The following is a 16,873-nucleotide window of genomic DNA, read 5'->3' on the forward strand; positions in this document are numbered from 1 at the left end:
AATACGAAGACAACGCTTCGACTTAAAATGCTTTTAGGCTAATATCTAAACTTTTTACAGAATGAGTCAGTGCACCTACAGAAATAAAATCAACCCCTGCTTCCGCCATCTCGCGGATATTTTCTTCGGTGATTCCTCCTGAAGCTTCTGTTTCAAACTTTCCATCAATTACGGCGATGGCCTCCTTCATTTGTGCAGGCGACATATTGTCTAACATGACAACATCAATGCCTCCTACTTCGATGCATTCTTTTACTTCTTCCAAATTGCGGGTCTCAACTTCTATTCTAAGGTTGAGGTTATGCTCTTTGAGGTATTTATGTGTGGCCTGAACCGACTGGGTGATTCCTCCTGCGTAATCGTTGTGATTGTCTTTCAACATCACCATATCATACAAGCCGAATCGGTGATTCGTTCCCCCTCCGATATGTACTGCCCATTTTTCCATCACACGAACATTAGGTGTGGTTTTACGGGTGTCCAACAGGCGGGTGTTGGTGCCTTCCAAAAGCGTCATCAGGTGGTTAGTACGGGTGGCAATGCCGCTCATTCTCTGTGCGAAATTCAATACCAAACGCTCTGCAGAAAGAATGCCTCGTACGGGTCCTTCCACAACCAGCGCAATATCCCCTTTCTTTACAACGTCTCCATCTTGCTTTTTCAATGTCACTTTTAGGCGCGGCTCTACAGCGTTAAAAACACGCTTGGCAACTTCCAGTCCTGCAATAATTCCATCATCCTTGATGATCATCTGCGCACGACTTACTGCATCTGCAGGGATTGCCGCTAAGGTAGAATGATCACCCTCTCCGATATCTTCACGAATGGCAGTATTAATACACTGCGATAATGCTTCTTCAGTCAAATATGCTAACATGGTGCAAAAGTATAAATTAAGGTTACAAATGACAAATGTCCTTTAAAAGGATGAAAAAATGGGGGTGAATTTTTGATAAATTTCCCGCAAATTAGAATAGGTTGTCAAAAAATAATGCAGCAACCCTCAGGCAAGTTTATTCTTTACTGAAGTCGATCGTATCTACAAAATAACTGTTGTCATAGCGCTTCACGAACATATAGACTCGGTAAGTGGCCGTTTGGGTTTCATACTTGCCAATGCTGTATTTCAGTCCTTCACGGGAAGTTCCCTGATGAACATACTGAAAATCTGTTGGCGGATTCTTTTTGAAAAAATCTTTCAATACAAATTCGGCTTGCGTACGGCTATAGTTGGCTTTTTCGCCATCAAAAGTCAGTTCAGCGTTCTGGTGCACGTGGCGCGAAAGCTCTTTGGCGTTTCCTGTTTTCAGGGCAACACGAACTTTTTGCAGCACCTCGCTTTGTGCATGGGCCTGAAAGCTAACGCAGTACAAAATACAGAACAGAAAAGTATAGTAGATTTTATTCATATCCTCAGTGGTGGGGATTTTTAAAAGAAAGCATTCAAGGCTCAATATAATCATTTCAGCATTAATAATGTTTTACTTACTGCATTTTTGAACTCTTTGCCCTACATCATGATTAAAATCATCAAAGTAGGTCGGTTAAACTTCTATTTTTGTAAATAAATAGAAGTCGGCACAGGCAAGTGGTAGAATAGCACGTAAATTGCGCACCAAACATGCCAGCACGCTTTGGCGATGAAATGATCATAAATCTCATATTAATATATAAGTCATGAATAAGAAAGTAATGCTTATGATTCTTGATGGATGGGGAATTGCTCCTAACCCTCAAGTTTCAGCAATCGATGCAGCGAAAACACCTTTCGTAGATTCTCTTTACACGAAATATTCACACTCTAAACTACAGGCTTCTGGTTTGTTCGTAGGTTTGCCTGACGGACAAATGGGTAACTCTGAGGTAGGGCACATGAACTTGGGTGCTGGCCGCATTGTATATCAAGACTTAGTAAAAATCAACAAAGCCATTGCTGACAATACATTGAAAGACAATGAAACATTGGCAAATGCTTTGGACTTTGCAAAGGCGAACAACAAAAAAGTACATTTGATGGGCTTGGTATCTGACGGTGGCGTTCACTCTCACCTGGATCACCTGAATGCTTTGTTGTCGATTGCTGCAGATAAAGGATTGGAAGATGTATTCGTACATGCTTTCTCTGATGGTCGTGATTGCGACCCTAAATCAGGCAAAACGCACTTCGAAAACCTTGAAGCACATATGGCTAAATCAACAGGTAAAATTGCTTCTGTTGTAGGTCGTTATTATGCGATGGATCGCGATAACCGTTGGGAGCGTGTGAAATTGGCTTATGATGCATTGGTAAACGCTGAAGGTGAGAAAATCACAGACTTGGGTGCTAAAATGCAAGCTTCTTATGATGCTGACATCACTGATGAGTTCATCAAGCCATTGATCATTACTGACGAAGCTGGTGAGCCTTTGGCGAAGCTGGAAAAAGGTGATGTAGTGATTTGCTTCAACTACCGTACTGACCGTGGCCGTGAGATCACAAAAGTATTGACGCAAGAGGCATTCCCTGAGCACAACATGGAGCCGTTGGAATTGAAATATGTTACCATGACGAACTATGATGCTTCTTTCAAAGGAGTTGAAGTGATGTTCGACAAAGATAACTTGGTAAATACATTGGGTGAAGTTGTTGCTGATGCAGGCAAAACGCAAATCCGTATTGCTGAAACAGAGAAATATCCACACGTAACGTTCTTCTTCTCGGGTGGCCGTGAAACAGAATTCGATGGTGAAAAACGTATCTTGTGCCCTTCTCCAAAGGTGGCAACTTATGATCTTCAGCCTGAGATGTCTGCGGCAGAAATCACCGAAGGTATCCTTCCTGAGTTGAAAGCAAAATCAGCAGATTTTATCTGTTTGAACTTCGCTAACCCTGACATGGTAGGTCATACAGGTATTTTTGAAGCTGCTGTTGTAGCTGCAGAAACCGTTGATAAATGTGCAGAAAAAGTGATCACAGAAGCTTTGGCAAACGACTATACTGTTATGGTATTGGCTGACCACGGTAACTCTGAGTTCATGGCTAATGCTGACGGTTCTCCGAACACCGCACACACCACAAATGAAGTACCTTACATCATCGTTGATAACGACTTCAAAGGTGACGTAAAAGACGGTAAATTGGGTGATGTAGCCCCAACGATCCTGAAAATGATGGGTGTTGAAATCCCTGCTGAAATGACTGGTGAGGTTTTGGTTTAATCCACTGAAGCATCCCTATTATAAATTATATCTATGCTGATATAATTTGTAAAAATATAAGAAAGTAAATTAGCCCGAAGCCATATAGTATTATGATGGCTTCGGGCTTTTGTTTTATAAAATACCTGAATAGTTAAAACAGTCACTCGTTAATTTGCTAATCATTTGATCTCTCCTATGTTCTGATACTTTCGATAGGGAGTATATTATTTCATATAAAATAAATTGTAATCATTTTATTTTTTTATTTTTGCAAACATTAAGACCGTTTGATATAATACTTTATTCAAATTAGTCATATTTTTTATTAGAAATAAACAGAAAGCTTTATATATGGGAATCAACCTATGGAAGGGTGCGTCAATTAAAAAACGATGTATCCTGTTTTTTAGCGGTGTATTGCTTCTGAGCAGTATTCCTGCCGTGAAGATTTTATCGAATAAAGAACATATCAAACAGCGCCGTGAAGTAGAAGAAATGGGTCTTACCCCACTTCGGTTTGCTTTGAACGATATGGAGTCGAATGTCAGTAAACTGCTCGTGGTGGCATCAACTGATATGTCAGTCCATGATTTCAACAATGCTATTATAAAATATCAGGGGCAGTTTAATGAAGCGGTTGACAGGGCTGTGCAGGCGGCAACCCTCACAGAAGTTGCCTATTTCTCAGAGGGTTTAAGCAGGTTGAGACAGCAAGAAAATACATATTTCGATGCCCTGAAATCAAGTGAGAAGACAAGCAGTGTCGATGCGTTATTATTAATTAATGAGATCAATAATTTACAGGGTGATGTAAGTTTAGAATATGATAATCATATAGAAAATACTAATAGTTATATTGGTGAATTAGTCATGTACTTTCTGCTGTTTTTGGCTTTTATTTTTCTTCAGTGTTTTGGTTTTTTGGCTTACGCATTCAAACTGATCGGCAGACCGATAGACAGTATTTCAGGCTTATTGCGCAAGTTGTCCAAGGGGGAACTTCCTGAAAGTTACAAGGTAACAGATTTGAAAGACTTTCAAGAAATGACTGAAGCACTTGAAGCTGTAGGTGGGAATTTAGCTTCAGCTTCTGTATTCGCCAAGCAAATCGGTGAAGGCAACCTGGATGAGCAATTCAATATTAACGGTGAGCACGATTTACTGGGCAATGCCTTGGTGGATATGCGTCAGCAGCTGAAGGTTGTCAATGAAAAAGAGAAACGCCGACTGTGGAAAATTGAAGGGTTGGCTGACCTTACCAAAATTATCAGAAACGATTTCGATGAACTTCACCTTTTAGGTGATGCCATATTACTTCACCTGGTTAAATACCTTGGGGCAGTACAAGGGGCATTTTATGTGGTTGGGGAGCAAAACAATCAGTCGGGGCTGGATCAGGTTTCGACTTATGCTTATGATCGGAAAAAATATATCGACAGATTTATTCCCTTTGGTCACGGGTTGATCGGTCAGGCGTGCCTGGATCAGCAATCGACCTATATGACAGAAATTCCTGCCGACTTCGTGCGCATTACTTCAGGTCTGGGAGATACTCCTCCGCGGGCTTTGGCCATCATTCCACTGGTCAATAATGAAAAGGTTGAAGGGGTACTTGAAATCTCATCTTTTGATCCTATCACTGATTATCAGCTGGAATTCCTTGAGGAGGTGGCGCAGGCCATTGCCATGACCATCTACAACGCCCGAACCAATGAACAAACTTCTCGATTACTAAAAGAAACACAGGGGCAATCGGAGCAAATGCGGGCACAGGAAGAAGAGTTGAGGCAAAATATGGAGGAGATGCAGGCAACCCATGAGCAACTTAACAGGTTGCAGGAAACCCAAAAAGAAGAAGCGGCAGCACTGAAGACGGATATTGAACTGAAAGATATACTGATTAATCACGCTTTGGCCAATGATGAAGCATGGATGCTGATCAATCACAACGGGCAGGTGCATTCAGCAAATCAGCATTTTGCCTCCGCCCTGGGCTACAATAGCGATGCTGAAATGGTGGACCAGCCTTTTTCGCAGGCCATCAGGCATCAGGAATTGCTGGTACAGTTACAGGCCATGATGGAGCAGGCGGAAATGACACAAACGCCCATACAAACGATGTTCGACGAGATGGAACTATCCGTAGGAACATTCACCATTGATGAAAATACGTGGTACTGGGTCAAGCAAATTAAGGCAGGTGTTTTGGTGGCTTAGCGGTTAATTCATACACAAGCATACTTATCCGACGGGCTTCCTGTCGGATTTTTTTTGCCCTTCGGCTCAGAAATGGTTTAATTGGATAAAATTTAATAAAAACGATATGCTAAAGCAGTTATTTGCACTTCTGATTCCCCTCCTTTTTTTGCTACAATCCTGTAATATGGCACCCGATACCGTGGAAAGGGAGATGTACTTTCCTGTAAAATCAACGGTGGATCAGCTGAAAACCACAATGGAAAAACAGCAGCCCGCTATTGAGCAGCAAATTTTAATTGGAGCGGAGCGCGAGTCAAAAAAAATTGCTGGGCAGGAAGTCAATTGGACTGATCAGTTTAAAATTTTGGACGATCTTGACCTGAACAAACCAGTACTGCAAGGGATGTACCGAAAGGACTCCACCGCGCAAACGGTTACTTATACACTGAAAAAAGCAGACCCACAGGCCAAAGTGAATTGGCTGAAAGTGAAATATCTTGCCGATGGCAGCCAGCAAATAAATGCCACCCTGAAAAGCAGCACCCTGGTGCACAAAGCCGAGCGAACTGTTGAGTTGCAATGGAAAAACGAGCGGCTGCTTCATTATACTGTCAGTGGATTAACAAAAGTGATTTTAGAGGATACAGTCCATTATCAAATCTCTATGGTTCCCCAATGGTAAACGATCAGTAACCACAATTGCAATACCCCAACATTTTGACCTACCCAACCATGAAAATAAAAAGCTTAGGAAATACCTCTTTGCAAGTCAGTGAAATTGGACTTGGCACCGCGGCACTTGGCCGACCAGCCTACATTACTTTAGGGCATGGCTCCGACCTTAATTTTGACTATACACCTGAGGCCATGAAAACGCAGGCTCAGCAAATGATGGACCTTGCCTATCGTTCAGGAATCCGCTACTTCGATACAGCGCGCAGCTACGGTAAGGGCGAATTGTTTTTGGCTGAATGGGTGAAACGACAACCTTATACCGATTTGTGTGTGGGATCAAAGTGGGGTTACACTTATGTTGCTGACTGGAAAATTGATGTTGAAGCGCACGAGGTTAAAGATCACAGTCTGGAGAATCTGTTGCGTCAGTGGGAGATTTCCAAAGAGAATTTTGGCGACCAGCTTAATCTTTATCAGGTGCATTCGGCAACGCTTGAAAGTGGGATTCTCGAAAATACGGAAGTGCATCAGGCACTTTTTGAGCTCAAGAAGAATCACGGTATTTTGCTGGGACTTTCGCTGAGTGGTCCACAACAGGGGGAAGTCCTCGCACGGGCTATGGAAGTGAAATCTGTTAGTGGTGCACCGCTTTTTGATGTGGTTCAGGCGACATGGAATATCTATGAACAATCGGCTGGTGTGCAATTGCAGCGGGCACATCAGGCAGGAATGGGTATCATTATTAAAGAAGTATTTGCAAATGGCAGATTGACGGACAAAGATTTGAAACCGCTTAGAGGGAAAGGTTCGCCCCTGGTGGCGATTGCTGAAAAATATCGGGTAGGCATTGACGTCCTGGCTATGGCAGTAGTGCTTGCGCAACCGTGGGCCGATGTTGCCTTGAGTGGTGCGATAACCGAAGATCAGCTGAAATCAAACCTTCAGGCTTCTTCACTTGAACTTACTGCGGAGGAGTTGGAATGCTGCCTGGCTTTGGCGGAAAATCCAGAAGATTACTGGCAGTTTCGGAAATCGTTGCGTTGGAATTAAACCATTGGCCACCCCGATGAGCTGTTAAATTTTGGCTGATTTTTGAAATGGCAGGCCAATTTAATGGGGAGAATCTTTCAGATGATAGAAAATTGGCGCAATGAAGGGTAAAATCAGCATGAAAATGATCCATTTGGGTTTTGCCTGACTTGATGCGTTTTGAACAATGTGAAATGCCGTAACGATCCAGCAGAACGCCAACAACAAGATGCAGCTGCCTATAAACAGCGCACTGATTTTATAGTTGGCATGCAGTATAAACATTGACAGGGTCGTCAATACACAGCTTAAGACAGTGATGAGCTTAAGAGTGAAAGTATGGTAAAAACTTGAAATTAAATCTTTCATATTCAGAGGCTATTGCTTATACAATAATACTTTTTTTAGGGCCTCCATTAATTAATCAAGTATTAATTTTCATCCATAAACTTATGATATTTTTACATTAAAGATATTAACCCAATGGGATTACTATTGGTGATGATCAGCTTATTCTTCCCCAGTTGGTGGTGTCCTTTTTCAATGAGCTGATGTGCTGGACAATACTCTGGTGGTGGGGAGCTTTCAGTTCTGGGTCTTTGTCGAGAATTTTAAGTGCTGCCTCACGGGCCTTGGTCATCAGGTCTCCGTCTTTAGCAATATCAGCAAGTAACAAATCAAGAATACCACTTTGCTGTGTACCCGTAATATCGCCTGGGCCTCGTAATTTGAGATCGACATCGGCAATTTCAAAGCCGTTGTTGGTTCTTACCATGGTCTCCATCCGCACCTTGCTGTCTTTGCTGAGTTTGTCTTTGGTCATCAGGATACAATAAGACTGCTCGGCCCCACGCCCTACACGCCCCCTGAGCTGGTGAAGCTGTGCCAAACCAAAGCGTTCAGCATTTTCAATAATCATGATGGAGGCGTTGGGTACATTTACCCCTACCTCAATAACAGTGGTGGCGACCATAATCTGTGTTTCGTTCCGAAGAAACCGCTGCATCTCAAACTCTTTATCCTGTGGCTTCATGCGCCCGTGCACAATACTGATGTGATAATTCGGGAAGGCACGGCAAATACTTTCATAGCCATCGTGAAGGTCTTTGATGTCCATCGTTTCGGATTCCTCAATCAAAGGATAAACAATATACACCTGCCGCCCTTTTTCGACCTCTTTTTTGATGAAGCCATTTACCCGCAAACGCATGGCATCGTTCAGGTTGAAGGTCTGAATAGGTTTACGGCCTGCAGGCAGTTCGTCAATCACCGAAACATCGAGATCACCGTAAAGGGTCATGGCGAGTGTGCGTGGAATTGGGGTGGCAGTCATGACGAGTACATGCGGATAAATGTCTTTATTTTTTCCCCATAATTTTGCGCGTTGCGCCACGCCAAACCGATGCTGTTCATCCACCACGGCAAGGCCAAGGCGCTTGAACTGTACAACATCTTCGAGCAGTGCGTGGGTGCCCACCAGTATTTTAAGGTCGCCGCTCAGAAGGTCACGGTGAATTTGTGTGCGTTTAGATTTTTTGGTTGAGCCCGTGAGCAGTTCTATTGTAACGCCCATCGTTTGCGCAAATGCTTTCAGGCCTTCGTAGTGCTGGGTGGCCAGAATTTCTGTGGGAGCCATTAAAGCGGCCTGTGTATCACTTGCTACGGCAATGAGCATCGTGATAAAGGCAACAATGGTTTTTCCCGAGCCTACATCTCCCTGCACCAGGCGGTTCATTTGCTGACCACTGCTCATATCAGTATGAATTTCCTTGACAACCCTTTTCTGAGCGCCGGTCAGTTCAAAAGGAAGGTGCGTTTTATAGAAGGTGTTGAGCAGGGAAGTTCGTTTCAGGATCATGCCCTTGAACTTTTCGGTGCGGGCAATTTTTAGCTTGAGCAACCGAAGCTGAAGAAAGAACAGCTCTTCAAGCTTTAGGCGGTATTGCGCCTGCTGAAGGTGTTCGGCCGTTGGGGGAAAGTGAATGTGCCAGAGCGCAATTTTTTTATCAATCAGGCTGAAGTGTGTTCTGAAATATTCAGGAAGGGGTTCGTGAATATGCTCCAGCGACTGGTTTACGGCAACTTTCATCAGTTTACTGACTGCCTTGCTGTCTAAAAAACGCCGCTTCATCACCTCTGTGGTATGATATACAGGCTGTAAGCCTACTGCTTGCGGTTTCTTCTCCTCGGTTAGCGGTTCGATTTCTGGGTGCGGAATATTGATTTTCCCACCGAAAGCTTGCGGCCTTCCAAAGACCAATAACTCCATGCCAATGGAAAGCTGTTTCTCAATCCATTTTGCCCCTTTAAACCACACCAGCTCAATGGTGCCATGCGTATCGGAGAAGGTAACAACGAGGCGTTGTTTGGGCTTCTCGCCGAAGGTGGCAATTTCGCGCACCCAGCCACGCACCTGTATATATGGGGAATCGGCCTGCACCTGATCGAGCTGGTGAAACTGCGACCGGTCCTCGTGCCGGTAGGGGTAATGCTGAATCAGCTCCCCTACGGTATGAATATTCAGTTCCTTCTTCAGGATTTCAGCCCTTTTGGGCCCCACTCCTTTGAGAAATTCAATTTTTGTTTCGAAGAAATTCATGATTGGCCCCCTCCTCCTGCCGGCGTGTTATTTTTTCCACTCCAAAGTATTCATCATATGAGTGATGTCTTCGGTAACATATTTAATTACTGGTGCCAGGGAATCGTTGGCAACAGATGTTCTGAAATATAAGGCTCCTCGCAAAAAGTGCTTGGTGCTGTCGGTGGTGAAAAACTGAAACTGCGTGGGTACTTCGCCCTCGATAGCGGCAAAACTGACCACGTGTCCGTTCGGGGTGGTGTATTTTCCCTCATTAATGGCTGTGGCCTTAATCTGCTGCTTGGCCGTCAGTTTATAGCTTTCGTTTACAAACCGCTGTAATTCTTGCTGAGAATGAACGGCCTTGTAGGTAAGTTGTACATCAGCCACAAAATCAGGGTAAAAAATGTGTACCCAGTGGGCTTCGGCAATCCAAGAGGTATCGGGTTTGATGATCGCATATTTAGAGATTTCAAACTGATAGGGCATGGTGTCGGCGACTGCCACATATTCGTGTTCAGGCAGTGGCATCCGGTATAAAGCCGAAGGTTTGGGGTAATAACTGTCTTCATGGCAAGCTTGCATAAATGCAACAAGACCGATGATCAGAAGAAAATATTTTGTTTTCATGGAGGTGTTTTAATCAACTTTATTGGTTTTGTCGTCGAGTGTTGCCGGCGGGATATTTCGCTTGACACGCACACGCTTAATGCGTTTTCGATCAACAGAGTTGATGGTAAAAGTAAGGTTGCTCAGGCTGATCTCCTGTCCAACATTTGGTAAATTATGATTGATCTCCAGTAAAAGTCCTCCCAGGGACTCACTCTCTCCTTTGAACTCTTCGAACCGATTGACATCAATGTCGAGTGCTTTGGCGAAATCGTTCAAACTTGTTTTTCCCTCAAAGATGAAAGTGTTGGCGTCAATTTCTTTGAAAGAAAGCTCATCGTCATCATACTCATCTTTGATTTCCCCAACGATTTCTTCAATGATATCCTCAAGGGTTACCAGGCCGGAAGTACCGCCATATTCATCCACAATGATGGCCATATGCACACGCATTTCCTGAAACTCCTTCAGCAAACCGTCAATTTTTTTCAGTTCTGGCACAAAATGCGGGGGGCGGAGTAAATCCTGCCACGGGAAGTGTTCGTCGCGATCAATATAGGGCAGTAAATCTTTGACATACAGAATGCCTTCGATTTTGTCGATCGTTTCATTATAAACAGGGATTCTCGAAAAATTATTTTTGTTGATGTTGTTCATCAACTCATGAAAATTCATTTCAAGATCAAAGGCCGTTATGTCAAGCCGGCTTCGCATCACCTGCTTTACCGTCAGGGAGCTGAAATTGACAATCCCCCTTAAAATATCTTTTTCTTCCTTTGAGGTGCTTTTTTCAGTCAGCTCAAGAATGTGGTAAATTTCATCGGCAGAAATTTGGTAGCCCTTGCGGTGAATGCGCTGTTCAATAATGTTGGACCAGCTCATCAGCAGCCAGGCCAGGGGTTTGAAAAGGAACTCTGAAACCACCAAAATCCGTCCGGAGAATTTAGCGAACTTCAGGTTGTTCTGTCGGGCAAAGACTTTAGGAATAATTTCACCAAAAAATACGATGACCAAAGATAGAATGGTGGTAAAAATTGCAATGACTCCCGCTTCAGATTCTCCCTTTCCTACGGCTTTCCAAACCATGATGGTCGTGATGAGCACCATCGTTACGTTGATGAAGTTGTTGAGGATTAGGATGTTGGCGAGTAGTCGCTTTGGCTTACTGATCAGTTGGTAGACCATTTTCTCCCCACTGTCACCATTTTTTACTCTTTTGATGGTTTCGGTGTCAAGGGAGAAGAAAGCAATTTCCGATCCTGAGGCAATGAAAGACATGACCAGGAGGACGAAAATGGACAATCCTGTGGTAATAAAAAACCAAAAGTGGGGGCCGATTAGATGAGTCATGCTCATCATCAGGGGATAGGGGTCGTCGATGACTGTTGTTTCCAAGTTCTTTAAAGATGATTTCTGATAAAATACAAAAAAATCGGGAAAATTGATCTAAAGCAAGCATATCTGTCAGACAATTTTCATTCGGGCATAAAAAATGCGCCATTGGAACGAACCAAGTAGCGCATTAAGAAACATTTTTATTTTAAAATGGGAGATCGTCGTCGGCGGGGCTGTTTGCCGGTGCAGCATTTGCTGGTGCCTTTAATGGATCTTCCACAGTTGCGTTTTGCTGTGCGTGGGTTACCTGTGGCTGAGCTTGCGGTGCTGCTGCCTGCTGAGGGTTTGCACTTTGATCTCGGTCTCGGCGTGAGCCCAGCATTTTCAATTCTCGCCCTACAATTTCAGTGGTGTATTTGGTAACTCCTGCCTGATCCTGGTATTGACGTGTTTCAATTTTTCCTTCAATATAAACCTGATCACCTTTTTTGAGGTACTTTTCAGCCACATCCGCCAGGCCTCTCCAAAGAACGATGCGGTGCCATTCGGTGTTGGAGACGCGTTCACCGGTGTTTCTGTCCTTATAGGTTTCTGTGGTGGCTACATTAATGGTGGCTACACTTACGCCATTTTCAAGGTGGCGTACTTCAGGATCAGCACCAAGATTACCGAGAATTATCGCTTTGTTAATCATAATATGTATAAGCTTTTGTTTTGCTGTTTTGTATAAATATAAGGCTCTTTTTGGAAATGTAACCACCGCCTCCATACTCTTCCGATCATTGGAATGTAGTAAAAAAATATCATTTGTCGAAATTAACGTATGTTCATTGGCGGAAATAAGTGTTATCGTTCTGGCTGAAGGAAGGTGTCAGAAAGGAACTGATCGATTATTTTTGGTTTCGGAAGCTCCTCTATTTCCTCTAAATTGTATTCTTCAGCTTTAAGTGCTTGTTTTAGTGCCTCGTAAGCCGCTTTGTTTTTGCAGTTAAAAGAAAAAAACGTCACAAACAATTTCTGATGTGTCAAAATATGTTTGTATTCACTGCTGATGTTGCCCAACAGCCAATCATTGGGGTTCAGTGCCGGGTAGGCTTCAAGCAGTGGCTCGAAGCTGTCAAGGCTAAGCTTGCTTTCATGCAGGGGGAAATCATAAAGCCCTGCCCAAATACCTTTCTCTGGTCGGCGGTTCATAATAATCCGCTGCTCAAACTGAAAAACACTGTAATTTAAATATCGGTTTTTTATTTTCAGCTTTTTGATCTTCACGGGCAGTCGGCCTTGTGCCTGATGCTCGAAAGCATAACACCCTTGCTGCACTGGGCATTGTTCGCATCGGGGTTTTTTAGGCGTGCAGATCATTGCTCCCATCTCCATGGTTGCCTGGTTGAAGTCGGCAGGCTGATCTGCGGGAATCAGCGACTGTGCTTTTTCAAAGAATACCTTCTGCCCTTTCCCGCTTGCAATATCATCTTCAATTCCGAAGTACCTACTCAGTAATCTGTAAACATTGCCGTCCACACAGGCAATTTGTTCATTGAATGCGAAGGAAGCGATCGCCGCTGCGGTATATGGACCTATTCCGGGTAATTTTATTAATTCTTTGTAATTATTGGGGAAATGACCCGCGTGGAGGTTTACCACCGCTTTGGCGCATTTGTGCAGGTTTCGGGCACGTGAATAATACCCAAGGCCCTGCCATAGCCTCAAAACTTTTTCTTCCGATTCTTCTGCAAGTGATTGTATATTAGGGTGTTCTGTTGTAAATTGCTCGTAATAGGGCTGGCCCTGCTCTACACGTGTTTGCTGAAGGATGACCTCTGAAAGCCAGATGCGATAGGGGTCATTTGTGGCTCGCCAAGGTAGTGGTCGTAAATTCTTTTTGTACCACCTAACGATTTTATTTACAAAGTCTTGCATGAAAAATTTATTTTTTTAATTGAGCACTATCGGCAGAGAAATCAGCGATATTTTTTGTCCGAATTGTTTTTTAATTAAATACCGACCGTTATTTTTGTGAGCCCAAAAATAATTGGGTAATAGATTATTACGAATTAAATTTTTAAAACTTAAATATAAGCAAAGTGACTAAGGCAGACGTAATTTCTCAGATCGCTGAGCAAACCGGAATTGATAAGGCAGACGTTCAAGAAACTGTTGAGGCATTCTTCCAGGTTGTGAAGAACTCAATGGCTAATGGCGAAAACATTTACGTTCGTGGTTTTGGGAGTTTCGTGAACAAAAAAAGAGCGCGTAAAGTAGCTCGTAATATTTCACAAAACACCGCTATCGTTATCGATGAGCATTATGTACCGGCTTTCAAACCATCAAAAGTGTTTGTTGAGAAGGTAAAAGCAAGCGTTAAAGATAGCGAATAATTATCAATTAGCTGATTTAAACAACCAACCTCCCCTTTATGTCCCGAACCCGCATAACCTTAATAGTGGCAGTAATCATTCTTACCGGCCTGGTGTATAGCCTGCCAAGAGTGAAGGAAAAAGCCACTGACGAAACCGCTGAACTTACTGCTGAAAATCAGGCTTCAGGGGTTGCTGACCATAGCGGTGAGCATGATGGCCACGACCATGATGATCACGATGGTCACGACCATTCTGGACACGAACACGGCGTAAAAGAGGATGTTTCGTTAAGAAAACAGCTCGTTCAGGTAAAAGAAAGCTATGAAAATTCGGAAATATCAGCCAAAAGGCTTATGTTTGCGGATTCTTTAGCGGGAATGTACAAAAGTTTGGGTCAGTTTGATAGTGCTGCATTTATTGCAGAACAATCCATGCCCGCAGAACCTTCAGCCGATAGGCTGAGGTCGGTTGGTGAATATTTTTACGACGCTTTTCAATATGCATCGGATCGCAGCAAAGCATCTGAGTATGGAGAAAAGACCCGTAAATATTTGGCAATGTATTTGAAGGATCATCCAGAGGATTTGAGTTCAAAAACACATTTAGCGATGACTTATGCTTCTACTGATCAGCCAATGAAGGCCGTGATGTCGTTGCGTGAGGTATTGGCCAAAGATCCTGACCAACCGGATGCGCTGTTCGCCATGGGAATGCTCTCGATGCAATCGGGGCAGTATGAAAAGGCGGCACAGCGTTTTAAGCATCTTGTTGAGGTGAGTCCTCAGCATTTGCAAGCTCGTTTCTATTTGGGATTGAGCTACTTTGAGTTAGGAAAAAAGTCCAAGGCCAAGTCAGCGTTTGAATGGGTAGTTGCCAACAGCGACGATCCCGTGGTTCAGGCGACGGCAGGTGATTATTTGGAACAGCTTCAATAAAATTATTTTATAACTAAAAAACTCTTAATTATGCCTTGCGGTAAAAAAAGAAAGAGACATAAGATTTCTACTCACAAGAGAAAAAAGCGTCTTAGAAAAAACAGACACAAGAAGAAGTAGTCTTATAACGATGTTTTCGTAGGCTGGACAGTGAAATACTGTTCAGCCTTCGTTTGTTTTGCTGCTACGGACATCTTTTCACTTAAATATTTAAGATTTTGAGTAACGAACTAATAATTAATGGAACTCAAAATGGATGTCGGTTAGCCCTTTTAAAAGATAAACGACTATTGGAATTCCACACCGAGGATAGTGGAAACCAGTTTAATGTCGGTGATATTTATCTTGGGACGGTCAAAAAGATCGCTCCAGGTATGAATGCCGCCTTTGTTGACATCGGTTATGAAAAGGACGCCTTCCTTCATTACCTTGACCTGGGTCCTCAGGTCCGTTCTTTGAACAAATACACCAAGCAGTCCCAAAATAAAAAGAATACCAATTATCGTCTGAATGGCTTTAAGTCTGAAGAGGATATCAATAAATTGGGTAAGATCAGTCAGGTCCTTTCTAAGGGCGACCAGATCTTAGTGCAGGTGGTAAAAGAACCGATATCGACAAAAGGACCTCGTTTGTCCTGTGAGTTGTCTATCGCCGGACGATACATTGTCTTGGTGCCTTTCTCGAATGCAGTACATGTATCGAAAAAAGTCACCAGCAAAGAAGAGCGCAAAAGACTGATCCGTCTGCTGAACTCTATTCGTCCTGAGAACTTCGGAATTATCGTTCGTACGGTAGCCGAAGGCAAGGAAGTGGCCGAATTGGACCGCGACCTGCGCAACTTGGTGGAGAAATGGGAAAATGGCGTTAAAGCGTTAAAAACTGCCAAGCCTAAAGATAAGGTGATTGGTGAAATGGGTAGAGCCTCATCCATATTGAGAGATATGCTCAACGAATCATTTGACCAGATCGTCTCTGACGACGAAGAGGTCTTTGAGGAGGTACAAAATTACATCAGGTCCATCGCCCCTGAGAAAGAAAAAATTGTCAAGCATTATACTGGCAAAGCCAAGATATTTGAGAATTTCGGCGTGGAAAAGCAGCTTAAATCCCTGTTCGGTCAGTCCGTGAGTTTACGCAACGGCGGTTACCTGATCATTGAACATACGGAGGCTATGCACGTCATTGACGTCAACAGCGGGAATAAATCCAACGCTGAGTCCGACCAGGAAACCACTGCATTGAAAGTGAACCTGGAAGCTGCAAACGAGGTCGCTCGGCAATTACGACTTCGTGATATGGGTGGTATCGTTATCATTGACTTTATCGACATGCGCTTACCTGAAAACAAAAGGGTATTGTATGAGCGAATGAAGGAGGAGATGAAGGACGACCGTTCTAAATTTACCATATTGCCTTTGACGAAGTTCGGCCTGATGCAAATCACTCGTCAGCGAGTGCGCCCAGAGCTGAATATTCAGACAAAAGAGGTTTGCCCGACTTGCAACGGCAGCGGTACTATTACCGCATCAATCGTAGTAGCAGACCAAATTGAGGAAAACATCGATTACATCCTTACAAAACAAAACGAAAAAAAATTAACCGTTGCGCTACATCCATACCTCCACGCCTATTTCACCACGGGATTCCCTTCTCGACGGATGAATTGGTTTTTAAAATACTGGAGATGGGTGAACCTTGAAAAAGATTCATCATTGGGACTGACAGAGTTTTCTATGCGGACCAAAGATGGCGAAGAAATTGAAGTAAAATAAGAAGAGCTCCTTTTGGAGCTCTTTTTTTGTGGACAAGTGGGTGATTTAGGACGTGTTATAGACCATGATTACCTTGATTTAAAGGATTACCCTAATTTTTTACTTCACTTAGAATATTGAGAGTGAGTAATATTTGAATAGCCCCCATCAAAAAATCTGTGGAAATCTGCGTAATCTGTGGACAAATAATAACCCCTTTGG

The 16,873-nt window shown here is 43.3% G+C and carries 15 protein-coding genes; 7 read left to right on the top strand and 8 right to left on the bottom strand.

What is annotated here, in order from left to right; genetic code table 11:
* Window positions 1–22: 22 nt before the first annotated feature.
* Together nadC and AABK40_RS00790 are read right to left on the bottom strand one after the other, a co-directional pair.
* Window positions 23–877 (bottom strand): carboxylating nicotinate-nucleotide diphosphorylase, encoded by an 855-nt coding sequence (gene nadC / locus AABK40_RS00785; protein ID WP_332922163.1) that lies wholly within the window; start codon window positions 875–877, stop codon window positions 23–25.
* Between the two features lie 136 nt (window positions 878–1,013).
* A complete protein-coding gene (locus AABK40_RS00790; protein WP_332922162.1) occupies window positions 1,014–1,409 on the bottom strand; it encodes a DUF4783 domain-containing protein in 396 nt (131 codons plus the stop codon).
* Between the two features lie 268 nt (window positions 1,410–1,677).
* Between AABK40_RS00790 and gpmI the strand changes: the two genes are divergently transcribed.
* The 4 genes from gpmI (at window position 1,678) to AABK40_RS00810 (ending at window position 7,104) form a co-directional block, all read left to right on the top strand.
* On the top strand, window positions 1,678–3,198 hold the full coding sequence (gene gpmI / locus AABK40_RS00795) for a 2,3-bisphosphoglycerate-independent phosphoglycerate mutase (protein ID WP_332922161.1): 1,521 nt from the start codon (window positions 1,678–1,680) through the stop codon (window positions 3,196–3,198).
* Window positions 3,199–3,531: 333 nt separating this feature from the next.
* Window positions 3,532–5,397, top strand: coding sequence for a GAF domain-containing protein (locus AABK40_RS00800; protein WP_338397400.1), 1,866 nt, complete (start codon window positions 3,532–3,534; stop codon window positions 5,395–5,397).
* Between the two features lie 166 nt (window positions 5,398–5,563).
* Complete coding sequence (locus AABK40_RS00805; protein WP_332922159.1) at window positions 5,564–6,061, top strand: hypothetical protein; 498 nt, start codon at window positions 5,564–5,566, stop codon at window positions 6,059–6,061.
* A 50-nt stretch (window positions 6,062–6,111) separates the two neighbouring features.
* Entirely contained in the window at window positions 6,112–7,104 is a 993-nt protein-coding gene (locus AABK40_RS00810) for an aldo/keto reductase (protein WP_338397401.1), read from the top strand.
* 60 nt (window positions 7,105–7,164) lie between these two features.
* On the opposite strand, the gene AABK40_RS23815 is transcribed toward AABK40_RS00810, so the two are convergent.
* The 6 genes from AABK40_RS23815 to mutY form a co-directional block, all read right to left on the bottom strand.
* Window positions 7,165–7,452, bottom strand: coding sequence for a PLDc N-terminal domain-containing protein (locus AABK40_RS23815; protein WP_421953293.1), 288 nt, complete (start codon window positions 7,450–7,452; stop codon window positions 7,165–7,167).
* Window positions 7,453–7,588: 136 nt separating this feature from the next.
* Window positions 7,589–9,685 (bottom strand): ATP-dependent DNA helicase RecG, encoded by a 2,097-nt coding sequence (gene recG, locus AABK40_RS00815; protein ID WP_338398069.1) that lies wholly within the window; start codon window positions 9,683–9,685, stop codon window positions 7,589–7,591.
* Between the two features lie 24 nt (window positions 9,686–9,709).
* On the bottom strand, window positions 9,710–10,291 hold the full coding sequence (gene gldD, locus AABK40_RS00820) for a gliding motility lipoprotein GldD (protein WP_332922157.1): 582 nt from the start codon (window positions 10,289–10,291) through the stop codon (window positions 9,710–9,712).
* A 9-nt stretch (window positions 10,292–10,300) separates the two neighbouring features.
* Window positions 10,301–11,665, bottom strand: coding sequence for a gliding motility-associated protein GldE (gene gldE / locus AABK40_RS00825; protein ID WP_332922156.1), 1,365 nt, complete (start codon window positions 11,663–11,665; stop codon window positions 10,301–10,303).
* 145 nt (window positions 11,666–11,810) lie between these two features.
* Complete coding sequence (gene ssb, locus AABK40_RS00830) at window positions 11,811–12,299, bottom strand: single-stranded DNA-binding protein (RefSeq protein WP_338397402.1); 489 nt, start codon at window positions 12,297–12,299, stop codon at window positions 11,811–11,813.
* A 152-nt stretch (window positions 12,300–12,451) separates the two neighbouring features.
* Complete coding sequence (gene mutY, locus AABK40_RS00835; protein ID WP_338397403.1) at window positions 12,452–13,525, bottom strand: A/G-specific adenine glycosylase; 1,074 nt, start codon at window positions 13,523–13,525, stop codon at window positions 12,452–12,454.
* 164 nt (window positions 13,526–13,689) lie between these two features.
* On the opposite strand from mutY, the gene AABK40_RS00840 reads away from it, so the two are divergent.
* From AABK40_RS00840 to AABK40_RS00850, 3 genes are all read left to right on the top strand, one after another.
* Window positions 13,690–13,983, top strand: coding sequence for an HU family DNA-binding protein (locus AABK40_RS00840; RefSeq protein ID WP_053406260.1), 294 nt, complete (start codon window positions 13,690–13,692; stop codon window positions 13,981–13,983).
* Between the two features lie 65 nt (window positions 13,984–14,048).
* Complete coding sequence (locus AABK40_RS00845) at window positions 14,049–14,900, top strand: tetratricopeptide repeat protein (protein WP_338397404.1); 852 nt, start codon at window positions 14,049–14,051, stop codon at window positions 14,898–14,900.
* A 218-nt stretch (window positions 14,901–15,118) separates the two neighbouring features.
* Window positions 15,119–16,672: an Rne/Rng family ribonuclease gene (locus AABK40_RS00850; protein ID WP_332922152.1), complete on the top strand. Its 1,554-nt coding sequence runs from the start codon at window positions 15,119–15,121 to the stop codon at window positions 16,670–16,672.
* Window positions 16,673–16,873: the final 201 nt, after the last annotated feature.

The organism is Persicobacter psychrovividus (assembly GCF_036492425.1).
GTDB lineage: Bacteria > Bacteroidota > Bacteroidia > Cytophagales > Cyclobacteriaceae > Persicobacter > Persicobacter psychrovividus.